Origin of the sequence: Paenibacillus alginolyticus DSM 5050 = NBRC 15375 (assembly GCF_000422905.1) — a bacterium.
Lineage (GTDB): Bacteria > Bacillota > Bacilli > Paenibacillales > NBRC-103111 > Paenibacillus_E > Paenibacillus_E alginolyticus.
The window spans coordinates 55,524-70,456 of the sequence record NZ_AUGY01000012.1; the positions used below are offsets into that span (position 1 = coordinate 55,524).

The 14,933-nt window shown below is 43.0% G+C and carries 20 protein-coding genes and 1 riboswitch; of the genes, 15 read left to right on the forward strand and 5 right to left on the reverse strand.

Translation table 11 applies throughout. From position 1 onward, the window contains the following. Positions 1 to 8 precede the first annotated feature (8 nt). The 11 genes from G519_RS0106265 to G519_RS0106315 all read left to right on the forward strand — a co-directional run bounded on the left by G519_RS0106265 (position 9) and on the right by G519_RS0106315 (position 6,141). Complete coding sequence (locus G519_RS0106265; protein WP_029193947.1) at positions 9 to 329, forward strand: rhodanese-like domain-containing protein; 321 nt, start codon at positions 9 to 11, stop codon at positions 327 to 329. Positions 330 to 539: 210 nt separating this feature from the next. Beyond that, positions 540 to 1,124: a sulfurtransferase TusA family protein gene (locus tag G519_RS0106270; protein WP_029193948.1), complete on the forward strand. Its 585-nt coding sequence runs from the start codon at positions 540 to 542 to the stop codon at positions 1,122 to 1,124. A gap of 30 nt (positions 1,125 to 1,154) precedes the next feature. After that, entirely contained in the window at positions 1,155 to 1,550 is a 396-nt protein-coding gene (locus tag G519_RS0106275; protein ID WP_029193949.1) for a DsrE/DsrF/DrsH-like family protein, read from the forward strand. Between the two features lie 19 nt (positions 1,551 to 1,569). Beyond that, positions 1,570 to 2,718: an MBL fold metallo-hydrolase gene (locus G519_RS0106280; protein WP_029193950.1), complete on the forward strand. Its 1,149-nt coding sequence runs from the start codon at positions 1,570 to 1,572 to the stop codon at positions 2,716 to 2,718. A gap of 14 nt (positions 2,719 to 2,732) precedes the next feature. After that, a complete protein-coding gene (locus tag G519_RS0106285) occupies positions 2,733 to 2,960 on the forward strand; it encodes a sulfurtransferase TusA family protein (protein ID WP_029193951.1) in 228 nt (75 codons plus the stop codon). Between the two features lie 389 nt (positions 2,961 to 3,349). After that, entirely contained in the window at positions 3,350 to 3,829 is a 480-nt protein-coding gene (locus G519_RS0106290) for a DsrE/DsrF/DrsH-like family protein (RefSeq protein WP_029193952.1), read from the forward strand. Positions 3,830 to 3,905: 76 nt separating this feature from the next. Beyond that, a complete protein-coding gene (locus G519_RS0106295) occupies positions 3,906 to 4,280 on the forward strand; it encodes a rhodanese-like domain-containing protein (protein WP_029193953.1) in 375 nt (124 codons plus the stop codon). Between the two features lie 35 nt (positions 4,281 to 4,315). Further along, entirely contained in the window at positions 4,316 to 4,579 is a 264-nt protein-coding gene (locus tag G519_RS0106300; protein ID WP_029193954.1) for a metal-sensitive transcriptional regulator, read from the forward strand. Between the two features lie 49 nt (positions 4,580 to 4,628). After that, a complete protein-coding gene (locus tag G519_RS0106305; RefSeq protein WP_029193955.1) occupies positions 4,629 to 5,015 on the forward strand; it encodes a rhodanese-like domain-containing protein in 387 nt (128 codons plus the stop codon). 139 nt (positions 5,016 to 5,154) lie between these two features. Continuing rightward, positions 5,155 to 5,724, forward strand: a complete 570-nt coding sequence (locus tag G519_RS0106310) for a class I SAM-dependent methyltransferase (RefSeq protein WP_029193956.1) — start codon at positions 5,155 to 5,157, stop codon at positions 5,722 to 5,724. A 33-nt stretch (positions 5,725 to 5,757) separates the two neighbouring features. Next, complete coding sequence (locus G519_RS0106315) at positions 5,758 to 6,141, forward strand: DUF302 domain-containing protein (RefSeq protein WP_029193957.1); 384 nt, start codon at positions 5,758 to 5,760, stop codon at positions 6,139 to 6,141. 161 nt (positions 6,142 to 6,302) lie between these two features. Here the strand turns inward: G519_RS0106315 and G519_RS42005 are convergent, their stop codons facing one another. The 3 genes from G519_RS42005 to G519_RS0106330 form a co-directional block, all read right to left on the reverse strand. Next, on the reverse strand, positions 6,303 to 7,310 hold the full coding sequence (locus tag G519_RS42005; protein ID WP_244280033.1) for an HD-GYP domain-containing protein: 1,008 nt from the start codon (positions 7,308 to 7,310) through the stop codon (positions 6,303 to 6,305). A gap of 8 nt (positions 7,311 to 7,318) precedes the next feature. Further along, complete coding sequence (locus G519_RS0106325; RefSeq protein WP_029193958.1) at positions 7,319 to 9,184, reverse strand: DUF342 domain-containing protein; 1,866 nt, start codon at positions 9,182 to 9,184, stop codon at positions 7,319 to 7,321. Between the two features lie 91 nt (positions 9,185 to 9,275). Continuing rightward, positions 9,276 to 9,641, reverse strand: coding sequence for a response regulator (locus tag G519_RS0106330; protein ID WP_029193959.1), 366 nt, complete (start codon positions 9,639 to 9,641; stop codon positions 9,276 to 9,278). Positions 9,642 to 9,710: 69 nt separating this feature from the next. Then, positions 9,711 to 9,796: riboswitch (cyclic di-GMP riboswitch) on the reverse strand. 218 nt (positions 9,797 to 10,014) lie between these two features. On the opposite strand from G519_RS0106330, the gene G519_RS0106335 reads away from it, so the two are divergent. Further along, on the forward strand, positions 10,015 to 10,257 hold the full coding sequence (locus G519_RS0106335) for a helix-turn-helix domain-containing protein (protein ID WP_029193960.1): 243 nt from the start codon (positions 10,015 to 10,017) through the stop codon (positions 10,255 to 10,257). A gap of 227 nt (positions 10,258 to 10,484) precedes the next feature. Here G519_RS0106335 and G519_RS0106340 read toward each other — a convergent pair whose 3' ends face one another. Next, the gene (locus G519_RS0106340; RefSeq protein WP_029193961.1) at positions 10,485 to 10,757 is read right to left on the reverse strand and encodes a hypothetical protein; all 273 of its coding nucleotides are present in this window, start codon (positions 10,755 to 10,757) and stop codon (positions 10,485 to 10,487) included. A gap of 118 nt (positions 10,758 to 10,875) precedes the next feature. After that, on the reverse strand, positions 10,876 to 11,193 hold the full coding sequence (locus G519_RS52015; protein ID WP_084160047.1) for a hypothetical protein: 318 nt from the start codon (positions 11,191 to 11,193) through the stop codon (positions 10,876 to 10,878). A 1,053-nt stretch (positions 11,194 to 12,246) separates the two neighbouring features. Here G519_RS52015 and G519_RS0106355 point away from each other — a divergent pair. The 3 genes from G519_RS0106355 (at position 12,247) to G519_RS0106365 (ending at position 14,865) form a co-directional block, all read left to right on the forward strand. Then, positions 12,247 to 12,813, forward strand: coding sequence for a beta-class carbonic anhydrase (locus G519_RS0106355; RefSeq protein WP_036632206.1), 567 nt, complete (start codon positions 12,247 to 12,249; stop codon positions 12,811 to 12,813). A 332-nt stretch (positions 12,814 to 13,145) separates the two neighbouring features. Further along, on the forward strand, positions 13,146 to 13,973 hold the full coding sequence (locus G519_RS0106360) for a ParA family protein (protein ID WP_029193965.1): 828 nt from the start codon (positions 13,146 to 13,148) through the stop codon (positions 13,971 to 13,973). Next, the gene (locus G519_RS0106365) at positions 13,921 to 14,865 is read left to right on the forward strand and encodes a ParB/RepB/Spo0J family partition protein (RefSeq protein ID WP_029193966.1); all 945 of its coding nucleotides are present in this window, start codon (positions 13,921 to 13,923) and stop codon (positions 14,863 to 14,865) included. Before G519_RS0106360 ends, G519_RS0106365 begins: the two co-directional genes overlap by 53 nt. Positions 14,866 to 14,933 lie beyond the last annotated feature (68 nt).

Consider the following 14,933-nt stretch of genomic DNA (forward strand, 5'->3'; position numbering starts at 1 on the left):
TGTTTAAAGTGGCAGGTAAATATTCAAAAGAGATCATGCCTGTAGAAGTACAACGAAGAATAGAACAAGAAGAAAAATTGAACATTCTGGATGTTCGGGAAAATAATGAATGGGAATCCGGCCATATCCACGGTGCAAAGCACATCCCTTTGGGATTTATCAGTGAAAGGCATAAAGAACTGGATCCTCAGAAAGAAATTATCGTTGTATGCCGCAGCGGCAATCGAAGTGGCCTGGCCTGTGAACATCTGGAATCTTTAGGTTACAAGGTCGTTAATATGGCTGGCGGCATGTCGGAATGGAACGGGGACATCGAATTCGGAAAATAACCATTAGAATAAATTACTGAACATGATTTGTGAGTTGGCTGATAACAGCGAAAAAATTTTAGCCACTTTAATACAAATAGGGGTATATGTATATGTGGGAGAGGAAATTTCCTCGATGGGGATAAACTATAGTGAAGGTTATGGTTGGTGAGATGCTGGGGGATGGAAATAGGTGCCGGCACATAAAAACGAACTTGGAGGTCAAGGGAAATGTCTACACCATCAGCGATTCAAGCAGATCTGACACTGGATTGTAAAGGGCTTGCTTGTCCGATGCCCATTGTAAAAACGAAAAAGGCCATGGATCAATTGAATTCCGGGCAAGTTATCGAGGTTCAAGCTACAGATAAAGGTTCATTGGCAGATATTCAAGGCTGGGCTAAAAACACGGGTCATCAATATTTAGGTACGATTCACGAAGGAGAATTGTTGAAACATTACCTTCGTAAATCAAATCCGAATGAAGTTAAAAAAGAAGTGAATTTTCCTCATACTTTGACCAATGAGGAGCTGCAGAAAAAGCTGAAAGCAAATGAAAAATTGACGGTTTTGGATGTGCGCGAACCGGCGGAATATGCTTTTCATCGTATACCGGGAGCCATTTCCATTCCGCTGGGTGATTTAGAAAACCGTATGAATGAGTTGAATCCTGATCATGAAATTCAAGTCGTATGTCGAACAGGAACCCGAAGCGATATGGCATGCCAGTTGTTAGCTGAAAAAGGCTTTAAACATGTTAGAAACGTAGTGCCTGGTATGTCCGGCTGGACCGGTCCGACTGAGAAAAATCAATAATCCAAAAACGTAACGGAGGTCATTACACTTATGTCTACAAAAGTCGCTATTATCGCAAGCAACGGTGGATTGTTTGACGCCTATAAGGTATTCAACATCTCAACAGCATCCGCCGCAACCGATGCAGAAGTCGCCATATTCTTCACGTTTGAAGGATTGAATTTAATTCATAGACAGGCGTATCAACAATTGACGCTGCCTGCGGGAAAAGAACATTTTGTTGAAGGGTTTAAAAACGCAAATATCCCCTCCATTCCCGAACTGGTTCATATGGCGCAAGAAATGGGTGTCAAAATCATCGCCTGCCAAATGACCATGGACGTCATGAACTTGAAGAAAGAAGATTTTATTGAAGGAATCGAAGTCGGAGGCGCGGTGACCTTCTTGGATTTTGCAAAAGATGCCAACGTTTCTCTAACGTTCTAACTTAAGGAGGATTTGAAATATGACAACAGGATCTGATTTACAGGTAATGACTGCAAAAGAACTAACACGAATCGTGTTAAATAAGGAAGAACTATTTATTCTTGATGTTCGCAATGAAAGTGATTTTAACGACTGGAAAATTGAAGGGGAACGTATTGAAGTCATCAATATCCCTTATTTTGAATTGTTGGACGGAATGGATCCAGCTCTCGATAAAATTTCAAATGGTAAAAAAGTGCTGGTTGTTTGTGCAAAAGAAGGCTCATCCAAATTTATTGCTGAACAGATTGTGGAAGCAGGACGGAGCAATGTTTTTTATCTGGAAGGAGGCATGAAGTCTTGGAGCGAACATTTGGAACCCATCAAAATCGGCGATTTAAAAGACGGCGGTTCGATTTACCAGTTTGTCCGGATCGGTAAAGGCTGCCTCTCCTATATGGTCATTTCTAATGGTGAAGCGGCCATGGTGGACACGCTCAGAATGACCGAAGTGTTTGAAAACTTTGCAAAAGAAAACCAACTGCAGATCAAACACACCATTGATACACACCTTCATGCGGACCATATCTCAGGGGGAAGAACATTAGCCGAGAAAGTTGGAGCAACCTACTGGCTGCCTCCGAAAGATGCTGAGGAAGTCGTTTTCAATTACTCAAAGCTTGATGAAGGTCATGTCATTACAGTAGGGAATACGAAAATTAACATTCAACCTGTATATTCGCCGGGTCATACGATTGGCAGCACTTCTCTGATTATAGACGATCAATATTTGCTGACGGGCGATATTTTATTCATCGAATCCATCGGCCGTCCCGACTTGGCGGGTAAAGCGGAGGATTGGGTCGGAGATCTGCGCAACACATTGTATAACCGATATAAAGAACTGTCGAACGATTTAATCGTGCTTCCCGCTCATTTCGGAAAGGTTTCCGAACTCGGTGACGGCGGGAAAGTATCTGCCCGTTTAGGAGACCTGTATCAAAAGAACCCGGGATTAAACATCCAGGATGAAGCACAGTTTAGACGTACAGTTACGGAAAATTTACCGCCGCAGCCCAACGCTTATCAAGAAATACGTCAAACCAATATGGGCAAAATTCAACCGACTGACGATGAACAACGTGAAATGGAAATAGGTCCAAACCGTTGCGCGGTTCACGATAAATAAGGAGGAATTATCGAATGCAAGCAGATGTTATTGTTGATACCAAAGGAATGGCGTGCCCGATGCCGATTGTCAAGGCGAAAAAAGCGCTGGATGGTTTGCAAACCGGACAAATCATGGAGGTTCTTTCTACCGATAAAGGCTCCATTAATGATTTTCAGGCTTGGGTCAAACAAACCAAGCACGAACTTATTAAACATGAGGAAGAAAACGGTGTTTTTAAGTTTTATGTAAAAAAACAATAAATGCATTTATAAAAAATAAGCGGACACCTATAAAAGTGTTCGCTTATTTTGAAGGATTATAAACGATTTTTACCCCGAGGGTAGGATAGGTTTCTTCTTTGTAATGGCCATGTGGACAGATTTTGATGTAACATAGAACATCGTTCTCACATGATAAAGTTTCCTTACACTCTGGACATTTATTTTCAAACATCCTTTTCAATAAAATTAGCATCATAAAGTCCTCATTTCATATGAACTTACTTGGCTTTATTATACCTTCTTATTCAAGTTTCGTATAGGAGGGTCACACATTGAAATTCATGGATTTTATCCGTTCTTGCATTTCAAGGTCATCAATTATATAATACCTATAGGGGTATACGTAATAATAAAGGGGAGATTTGAACATGGAAACCAAGGAAAATACAACGATTGTGTTGTTCAGCGGGGATTTGGATAAAGCAATCGCGGCATTCATTATTGCAAACGGGGCTGCCGCTTATGACCACGAAGTGACAATTTTCTTTACTTTTTGGGGTTTGAATACACTTCGTAAAGATGAACTTGTGAAAACCAAGAAGGGTTTTCTTGAAAAAGCCTTCGGATGGATGATGCCGAGGGGGGCCAATAAATTAGGACTGTCTAAAATGAATTTTGCCGGAATGGGTCCTCAAATGATCAAGCACGTCATGAAAAAACACAATGCGCTGTCCTTACCGCAACTTATTGAATTGGCGCAAGAACAAGGTGTAAAGTTGGTCGCTTGCACGATGACGATGGATCTTCTTGGTTTGAAACAAGAGGAGTTCATTGATGGTTTGGAGTATGCAGGGGTAGCCGCTTATTTGGGAGATGCCTGTAACGCGAAAGTGAACCTCTTTATTTAATGGCTAAGGCAGTCGTGGCAACCTGAAGCATGCGGTTTAAAGCGGCTCGGAAAATGCTTGGCAAGGAGGAGACGAAATGTCTATTCTATTTCTGCTTCTTTCACTCGGTGTTATATGGATCATACGAAGTTTCTTGCCAGTAAACGGATTGGCTTTCGTAGATTCAGGGATATTAGAGGGTGTATCGGAAGTAACGAAAACAATGAAAATTCTCGATGTCCGGGATGCGGTTGATTATCGGCAAAGCCACTTCCCCGGTTCAATTAATATATCGTTAGGCCGTTTACCGTTCGTCTGGAACAAGGAGCTTTCACCGGATGAGCCTGTCCTTATCCTCTCTGATAGCCGCCGAAAAAGCATGAGAGCCGCGCGTATATTAAAAAACAACGGCTTTCTCGAACTATACGCGATACGCAAGGTATATTGTCCAATAAGCATTTTTCAGACATAATATACCCATACATGTATGGAATGGAGGAAATGTGAATGATGAAATATGATGATAACACAGTTCGGCGGCTAAAACGAATGGAAGGACAAGTTCGAGGTATTCTGAAAATGATGGAAGAAGGCAAAAACTGCAAGGATGTCGTTGCACAGCTCTCAGCTGTACGCAGCGCCGCAGATAAAGCCATGGCCTACATTGTAGCCGTTAATTTGGAGCAGTGCATTCTAGAGGAAAAAGAAAAAGGAAATGACACCGGAAAGCTGGTTCAAGAAGCCGTTGAATTGCTAGTGAAAAGCCGCTAACTTTTGACCGCGATGAGAGGAGCAGAAGTTAGGAAAGGAGCGTGATATCGTGGATACATCGTTGATGATCAACATCGTGATTATTGTTTTTGCGGGACTGTTTTTTTACACGCGTTTTGCGCCGGTCAAAGGGCTGAGGAATTTGAACGACGCCGATTTCCGAAGTGCCGTGCAGCAAAGCAAGGACAGCCTGCTGATTGACGTCCGCGAGCCTCACGAATACAAAGGCGGATTCATTCCGGGGGCGAAAAACATCCCTCTCTCCCAGCTGTCACAAAGGATGAACGAGATTCCGAAAGACCGGGATGTGTTCCTGTACTGCAGGAGCGGCATGAGAAGCAAAAGTGCCGCGAAGAAACTTGGCCGGGGCGGATATCGCAAACTTGCCCATTTGCAGGGCGGTATTGGGGCGTGGAGCGGCAAGGTTACAAAATGACGTCCAGCGGAACCGTCCTGCGCTCAGTTTCCATAAGGAGCGTTTAAACTCACCGGTTCGGGGTTAACATAAATTGGATGTAGAAATACCTTTCCGGAGTTCCTAAGGAATCAACATTCATATGCACAGGAGTGAAACTATGCACGAGCGCCGTTTTAACCCGAAGCATCTGGAAAAACTCGATAACCCGCAGCGTCGCGCGCTGTTTGACCCGCAGCCTTTAATGTCCGAACTGAACGTGAGGGGGGCGAAATCTGTTCTCGATATCGGGGCGGGCAGCGGCTACTTTACGATTCCGGCCGCAAAAATGACGGAGGGAACCATATACGCACTTGATGTGGAGCCGAAAATGCTGCAGATCATCCAGGTGAAGGCGGAAGAGGAGAAGCTGAAGAACATCACTTACTTGCAAGGTGCGATGGAAAATGTTCCACTGGCTGCAGGGACTGCGGATCGTGTCATCGCTTCGCTCGTTCTGCACGAGGCCGAAACACTCGATCAAGGCTTGGCGGAAATAAAAAGGGTGATGACTGTGGGCGGACTTTGTTTCATTCTGGAATGGGAAAAGAAAGAGTCGGAACAAGGGCCGCCGCTTCATCACCGGATTTCCTCCGAAGATATGAAAAAATCGTTAGTGCAGCACGGACTGCGGATACGACGCGTACATTTTCCGACGGATTCGCACTACTGCATACTTTGTGAAAAATGAATGGTCCAACAAAATAATGGGAGGATGAAGCGTATGTTTCACTATACGATGGAAACGGCTAAATCGCCGGAACAGGCGATCGCCGCTCTGCAGGAAAATCTGAAAGAGGAAAAGTTCGGGGTTTTGTGGCAGCTTGACATGAAGGAAAAACTGAATGAGAAGGGCGTCGATTTCGATCAGACGTATCACATTCTCGAAGTGTGCAATCCGGTTGAGGCAAAGCGGGTACTGAGCGAGAATTCGCTGGTCGGCTACTTTTTACCGTGTAAAATTGCAGTCTATGACGAAGGGGGAACGACTAAAATCGGACTCCCCAAACCGACGGCACTCATCGGGTTCGTTGAAAATGAAGCGTTGATGGGAATCGCGGAGGATATCGAAAAGCGGCTGATTGCCGTGATTGACAAAAGCCGCTAAGGGTGATGAAGCCAATGACTTACAATTTGTGAAAGGGCGGGTAAATCCGGCCCTCAGTCTGTTGAAAAACTTCAGCAGGCTATTTTTACGTTAACTTATCAATAGGATATTAGATCAAACTATTTTTCACACGAAATATCAGAATTATCCCAACCTCATCGTTACTGGTTGCTGGCAAAGCCCAAGATTTTATGGTTAGACTGCCGTAGATCATAATATTGCCCTTGAAACTCAACCAGTGGATTGATCAAGTCATCTGGATGCAGCATCACAATACGAGCCACTCGACCGTCTGACAAGATAACCGAGTCCCCAATCATTCTGTTCATGACGTTGGTAATAAAACATTGAACAATTATCGGATCGAATAATCCGAAAGCACGTTGATAGATTTCTTGAAACACTTGGTACAAGGGTACTGGCTTCTTATACACCCGTTCTGAAACCATCGTATGGAACACATCGGCAACCGCTACAATTTTGCTAAAGTTCGTGATCTTATCACCACAGACCCCAAAAGGATAGCCGCTGCCATCTTCCCGTTCATGATGCTGAAGAGCAACTAAGGCTTGTTGTTCCGTCATGCCAGGAAGATTGCTAATCATTTCATACCCCAAGTTAGTATGGCGTTTCATCTCTAAATACTCTTCCGAACTGAGTTTATCTTCTTTTTTCAAGATCGAGTCACGGATCTTGGTTTTTCCAAGGTCATGTAGCAACCCCGCGACGGCGAGATCATTCAGTTCCTCATCTTTCAGCCCCAACCATTTACCAATTAAGTAGGAGATGACTGCAACACCGATACAATGTCGATACGTGTAATGATCTTTCTTGCTTAAGGCCAATATGACGTTTGAAAGGTTATTATTGAAACACATTTCTTGAATTTTCGGCATAACAGTATGACGGATAACTTGATTTGAAAGTTGACTGGATTTATGGTGTATCTTTTCATAGATCGACTGAACTTCAGATATCGCTTCATCAACGATTACTTCGATGACCAACTCGGTATCTTCTGCCATAATCTCGATTCCATGTTGACGTAGAAGATCAAGATGGCGAGTCTCTAAAATAATGTTCTTTGGCAGAAGCAAGCTGCCTTGCTTGGAATAGATATTGTTGGTTAATCTTCTCCCAATAAACCATGTATTATCGATAGGAATCACCCGCTTTCTTATGCCATCTGTCTGATACTATTGCGGTCAAACGTCTTTTCTTCAACTGGTTCAAAGATATCCACACTATACCGATCCACAATGATTTTGCCTTCAAACATTTTCTTCACAATAACTTTCTTTGCAGCTTTAAGGCTTGTCCATACTCCAGTCGTCCCACCAACAAACATTGCTGATATGGTATCTCCCGCCTCAAGTTTGGAACCCCTACATACGGAATTGTCCAAAAAGAAGATGATGTTCCCTGCTGAATAGAGATCGCATTGGATCACTCCTTCTTTACGAATGAGAATGTCTCCATTCGACTTGAGAATTGATTTTTGCCCCTTATTGATGACAATTTGCACGTTCGTTTCTTGGCTTAAGGCGACTCTCATATGTGCTTCTTTCAGAATACGCAAGAAATCTTCCATTCTCGGTGCTGTCATTACCTCAATCATTTTTGATGGTTGCAGAAACAACTCCAAGTAATAGTTCAACTGCTGAAAATCATTTTTATTGTAAGATTGAATACTGGAAATTACGCCTAACAATTCTTTCACAACATCCCAGAATTGCTGATATTTGTTTTCCGTAATCAGCACTAAGACTTGTCCATAACGTACCTGCGTATTTTTCTTGGCCAACTCATGAAGCAATAACTTCGCACTTTCCATCATTTTTTCAAGTATTTCAATCAATTGTTTAGAACTGTTATAGAGCCGGTTGTAAAGCATTCCGAAATACCCTGAATAAAGATTACTTCCTATTACGTTTCCCTTGACTGCGATACTGCCAGTCGCGGTTAATGTTGCATTGAAAACACTGCCAGCCACATAAATGTTTCCAAGTGATTCAATGATCATGTTGTCCGTGACATCGCCATACACGATAACATCACCCGCGAACACAATATTTCCTGTCTGAATATCCACGTTTCCTGGTACGATAAATGCCGTGTTGATATCAAAGTATTTGATCTTATTTCCTGTAACTCGGGGTCGCCCTTCCTTTAGAGCAATGACGATGGAATCAGGTGTTATCTCCACGTTATCCTTTCCTGCAACACGAATGTCCTTGACTGGTTCTGGAAGCAACACATTTCCGAACACATCATACCCCGCCTGGCCTTCGACAGGAGGGGTCTTTTTGGCGATAACATCTCCGCTCTTGACGGAAGGAATGTTCATATGATTTCTATAGTCGATATAACCCCTGACCTCAGTGAATATGTTCTCGATATTTTCAGGGAAATAGAGATCAAGTTGTGCATCTCGACCTTGGACTGGGGCTTTACCTCTAGCAATGGTTACTGGTCGAAAAGAAGGGCGGAGGATCTCCGTTTGAATCGCCACAACATCAAGATTCATTTTTATCTTCCTATTTTCAACAGCCGTAATAATATCTTGTAAACTCAACATTTCCAGTACAATAGTTAAATCTTCCTCGGCAGTTAAACTCACATTTAATGAAGGGGACTTCTCTGTTAATATCCAAGCATGTCTTTGTGTCCGATTAATGGTCAGATATGCTTCTATTTTGTCATCCGATACGGTTATCTCAAATAAAGGTTTTTCTTCAATCTCCCAGTTGATCACGCTTTCAGATGTAACCTTCGTCTCTTTATTGATCTGTTTTCCATCCACCAGCAACTTGACCGGTTGAGTCGCTTTTATTGTCGGAAACTTACCCCCATTGGCGGGATTTCCAACCGTAATCTTGCCTTGTTCGACCTTAATATACCCATCAGTGACCTCATCATTTGCCTCTACACCTTGAGTAGCTAATGAGAATGATCCAGTCCCCTCACGTAGTTGAGAACTAGGAGCTTCGTCAAGTTTTTTCAATAAATTAATGATTTCTTGTTCACTAATATTTTCTGACATTGGAGACACCTCATTTCTAGCCAGATAATATCTGATTCCAGATACTTAGTATTAGTCTTGTGTGCGAGAAGTCCTTGAATCTGTTTTCCAATCAACTATGGTTGGCAAGGGTTGTAGCAACAGATTCGAAAAACTCATTGATATCGAATGGTTTTTGAAGTACTTTTACATCCTTTTTAAGCCTGATGACATTTTCTATCTCTTCAAACGAACCAGTACACATCAAAAATTTGGCATCCGGGTCATCTTTTGTGATCTCATCAATAAGAGTAATTCCATCCATGATCGGCATTTTATAATCTATTATCAATAAATCGGGATTCGTTTCGTAATATGCGTTTAGTGCCTCGAGTCCATCTTTAGCTTGTAAGACAACCTCATGGCCTGCTTCGGTAACTAAGGTTGTGATCAAGAATCGAATTGAAGGGCTGTCATCAGCAATCAGAATTCTCGCCATATTTATCCCTCCCGAGTAAAAATAAAAAAACATCAAGAGGAGTGATGTTTTAGAGACATTCACCTCAGTTTCGGCAACTTGGCGACCATAGAATCAACTTCCTTAGGTCCATAGTTTTGCGTCCCTATTTTTCAATAGGTTTGCCATTTCGATATGAGAAATATGGAGTTCATGTCATCATTCAGCAATTGTCTAAATAATAGAACTAAATACGAAAATGACTCTAACGGTTAGTGTCGTTTTGTGTCGTTTGGACTATTTATAGTTCAATATTACTACAATTATTTCATAAAATAAACCCCTTTTGTAGAGTATACTACGTGGATATTGCCCCCATACTGAATCATGATAAATCTTTTGAGGGGGCGTGTTTATGGCTTTAGAATTAGCATTCGCCAAAGTTCTTAAGTCCTTGAGAGTTACCAAAAAAATGTCCCAAGAGGAGCTTGCTTTCAAGAGTAACCTTGACCGGACATATATTTCTATGTTGGAAAGAGGTATTTATCAACCGACCCTTACAACGATATTTGCATTGTCGAAGGCTCTTAACACTATGCCTTTTGAGATGATCAAACTTGTTGAAAATGAATATGGCGAGGTTGATGGTAATGAATAACAATCCTCTGCGGAACGATAGCTTTAACGGATGGTCGGAAGGTTTTGCTGTAGGTTTTGCTGTAGCCAGCCCCTCTCTGGAATAACGGGGAGGACTGGCTATTCTGCATTTACTGATTCTCAACTTGAATTTCAGAGTCCAACATCAATCGAAGAATCAAAAATTAAGATCGCAATGATTAGGATTATCCAATATCAAAACGATCTTTATCAAATTGCCTCATGAGATTATCGTAACTCTCTCAACAACTGAACCCCATCCTTTAGTCCAGCAAAGTATAACCACTGATTAATTAGAGTATTGCGATAATTTACGATCTCTTCCATCTCAAGATATAATTCATACTGAGCTTGTGATAACTCAATTTTTAGCAAATTCTCAAGTTCTCGATGCCTGTTTTGTAATTGATCAATCTCACGCTGCATCCCCGCTTGCCTTACCAAGTCATTAAACCTTTGATCAAAAGCTGGTTTCAACCATTCTGGACCGAATTGTTGCATGAATACGTCCCCTCCGTCTAAATAAATTAAGATTATCGATGTATGATAGTACATCTGGTTGGGGAGGATGACAAGGTTCTATCTGAGGGTTTAATTCTTCAACCATGTATCCCAGCTATTAGCGGGATCTGCAGTCTAATCGGAAACTCCAGAACAAATGGATAAAGGGAGAAGAAGTAAAGCCGCCTTCGCGTTTTGCGATGCGGTTTTTATACCTCCCATGTACGGAACGATGGGGAACGCGGTTAAAGGTCGAACGATCGGGTTGAGCAAGCATCCGTTGCAAATGACCATCCGTGAAGGTGTGAGTCAAGGAAGGGTGAACCTTGAACAGTTTCAATTCCGCGGCGATAACCGGATTGACATACGAACCATTTTTTATCCCTTCGAAAATGCCCCGATCCCATGTCCCATAAGGGATTTCATGGATTCCCACTTATACGAACCAGGCGCTGAAAGGGATATGCGCAAAACGAGATTTACGCACCTGTTTTTTCCGAGATAAACGAAGCTGATAGTTAGAGCATATCTTTTATTTAAGAGTCTTTTAAACGTACGGAATGGATGCAGTTACACAATAAATTGCGGCAGCATCAAGCTCTATTAGGAGTTTGATGCTGCCGCTTTTATAATCACAAATTTTTTTGAGAGAAGGGTCCGGTTTGACTTCAAAAATGAAACGGATGGTAGAGGGATGTACCCTCGACCGTTCTTTGACAATAACATATCCTCTCATCCGGTACATTCCCCGCATGCCTGAAAGGGAAAGCCATTTTGCAGGTACGCCACGACTACCCTTTAGGGTGCGAGCGATCATTACCTATGCAAAAAATAAATGATGGTATCATTTAGGCGATAATCCATGTGGAGGGATAATGATACTTCCGCCTAGCCACAGTTATCGCAATGGGGGCGGCTTGCAGTGATCCTGGAAGGGGCGACAGCCTATGAGGACGGTTAACCGCCGTTCGCTGGATGAGTTTAATTTAGTTGTTCGATACATATCCGTGTAGTAGTTTTTAATAGATTGACATGTTATATGAATTCAGTCATGTGGAGTGCGTGGTAGGAATATGTCGGGTCGATTCCTAGAAATCCTGAATTATCAGTATTCTGCGAAGTATACGTCGTTTACGACTGTTGGCCGCGACTTCAGAAATAAGGTACTTACCGATAAAATTGGGGTTTCTATTGTTTTGGATTTGAAATGGGTGGATAGATCAAGTGATTTTTAGTTGATGCACTAAATGTTCAAGAGAACACCTTCCGGGTGTTTTCTTTGGCAACACTCCTCAAGAGTTTGTTCACTGGTCAGAGTGAGGAAATGTTTTTGCTAAACATTGCATATTTTTTTTGGAAGCTATGTACTTTCATAAATCGGAGTTTTCCAGCATTCTTTGCACTTTCCGGGGCTGATTGTATTTGTATTATTACCTTTTCGCAACCTACGTAATGATTTATACTTAATGGATAGAAAGGAGTGGCAAAGATGCTGTTAAATGAAATGATAGAGTACAACAAAAAATTCGTCGAAAATAAGGAATATGAAAAATATCAAACATCAAAGCTCCCCAACAAAAAGCTTGTCGTTGTGTCCTGCATGGATACCAGACTTACCGAACTACTGCCGAAAGCAATGAATTTGCGGAATGGGGACGCGAAAATTCTGAAAACAGCCGGTGCGATTGTTTCCCATCCCTTCGGCAGCATTATGCGAAGCATCATTTTTGCGATTTATGAGCTAAACGCTCACGAGGTTTGTGTTGTAGGGCATCACGACTGCGGAATGGCTCATGTGAACCCAACTGCAACAACCAAGAAAATGATTGAGCGAGGAATTTCGGAAGAAACGATCGAAACGTTGGATTACGCAGGAATTAAAATAAAGGACTGGCTACACGGATTTGATTCAGTTTTGGAAAGTGTTCGCCAAAGCGTCGATGTAATTAGAAACCATCCGTTGATTCCCAAAGATACTCCTGTTCACGGTCTGGTTATTAATCCTGATTCCGGGGAGCTAGATATAGTTGTAAATGGTTATATAAATTCAAAATAGAAGAACAAAAAAACGGTTCCCTAGCATCACCGTTAAGGGAGCGCCTGAGTAAAATCGGGAAGTTTTGTTGTTTTTCAACTGCCATACGGTATCTCGGAAAAGCATTAAAAAGCGACAAAAATAAGACGTTTGAGATAACTTGGGAAGAACGACAATAGAATCAGCCCTGCTCCCTACCATCGATAAATTTTCGCGGAGCATTGAATATTAATATTTGAATACTCAAGGGGACGCTAACCGTGGCGTTCCCTTTTTATATAGATACCCTTCAAAAGCCGCTAGCCCTGAAAATTAGGGCAAGCGGCTTTTTTACATGAAAGGAGAGAAACTTCATGGCAAAAGTGATTGCCCTCGCCAATCAGAAAGGTGGCGTCGGCAAAACGACAACAGCGGTCAACCTCGGCATTGGCTTGGCGGCGGAAGGCAAGAAGGTTCTGCTGTTGGACGCGGACGCGCAGGGCAACCTGACGGATTCGCTAGGCTTCCATGAACCGGATAGTTTATCCGTTTCACTGGCTACGATGCTGGTGAAAGGCATGACGGAGGAGCCATATGAACCGAGGGAAGGTATTCTGCATCATCACGAAGGCATCGACCTGATGCCGGGAAACATCGAATTATCGGCAGTCGAAGTGGCGCTCGTCAATACGATGAGTAGGGAAACGATTATGCGTTCGTACATCGACTCTGTAAAAGCAGATTACGATTATATCCTAATCGACTGCATGCCGAGCTTGGGCATGATGACGATCAACGCATTGGCAGCGGCGGATAGCGTCATCATCCCGGTACAGGCGCATTATCTGCCCGCCAAAGGCATGACGCAGCTTTTGCAGACGGTTGCCCGCGTTCGGCGCCAAATTAATCCGAAGCTGGCTGTGGATGGTGTGTTGCTTACGATGGTAGACAGCCGAACCAATTTCGCCAAAGACATTTCTTTCGTGTTGCGTCGGGATTATGGGGATAAGCTGCGTGTATTCAATACAGAAATCCCCCTGTCCATCCGCGCGGCAGAAACTAGCGCCAAGGGCAAGAGCATTTTTGCCCACGATCCGAACGGACAGGTTGCTAAAGCCTACGCTGCACTTACGAAGGAGGTGCAGGATATTGGCAGCGAAAGAAGATCGGCTCGCCAGCATAAAGCTGACCAAAGTCGATGATTTATTCTCGACTGAGGCAAGCCGCAACGATTCGCAACGGGAAAAGGTGATGGATATTCCATTGGCTGAAATTAGTGAATTTCCCGGTCATCCCTTTAAGGTAAGGGCGGATGAAGCGATGTTAGAAATGGCGGATAGTGTCAAGCAGTATGGTGTCCTTGTTCCCGGTTTGGTTCGGCCAAAGGCTGGCGGCGGATATGAGATGGTATCTGGCCATCGTCGAAAGAAGGCAAGTGAATTGGCTGGTATGGAGACAATTCCATGTCTCGTTCGCGAGTTGGATGATGATCAAGCGACTATCATCATGGTGGATAGCAACCTGCAACGGGAGTATATTTCTCCGAGTGAAAAAGCTTTTGCCTACAAAATGAAATTGGAAGCAATGAACAGACAAGGACAACGAACAGATTTAACTCGTTCCCAAGTTGGGAACAAGTCTGCTGCAAAGAAATCAAGCGAGATATTGGCAGAACAGATGGGCGAAAGCAAAAACCAAATATTTAGATACGTTCGCCTAACCGAACTCACTCCTCACATTCTCGAAATGGTAGACGACAAACGGATTGCCTTTAATCCTGCCGTTGAGTTATCTTACTTGGCCGAGAAAGAACAGCAAGCCCTATTCGATACCATGCAGGCAGAGGACTGCACGCCTTCACTTGCACAGGCTCAGCGTATGAAAAAGATGAGTCAAGAAGGCAGGCTGAATACAGATGTCATTTACACCATACTAACGGAGGAAAAGCCGAATCAGAAAGAAAAAATGAGTATTCAGCGAGAACGAATCGACCGCTTCTTCCCACGAGACTTCTCGGAAAAACAAAAGGAAGACCTGATCGTGCAACTGCTGGAAAGCTGGTACAAAAGGCGGCAGAGGGAGCACGAACGGTAATTCCCCCGTTGCCGCCTTGTTCATGCACCCTCTCCCCTGACGGAGAGCTTTTTTTATGCCCATTTTCG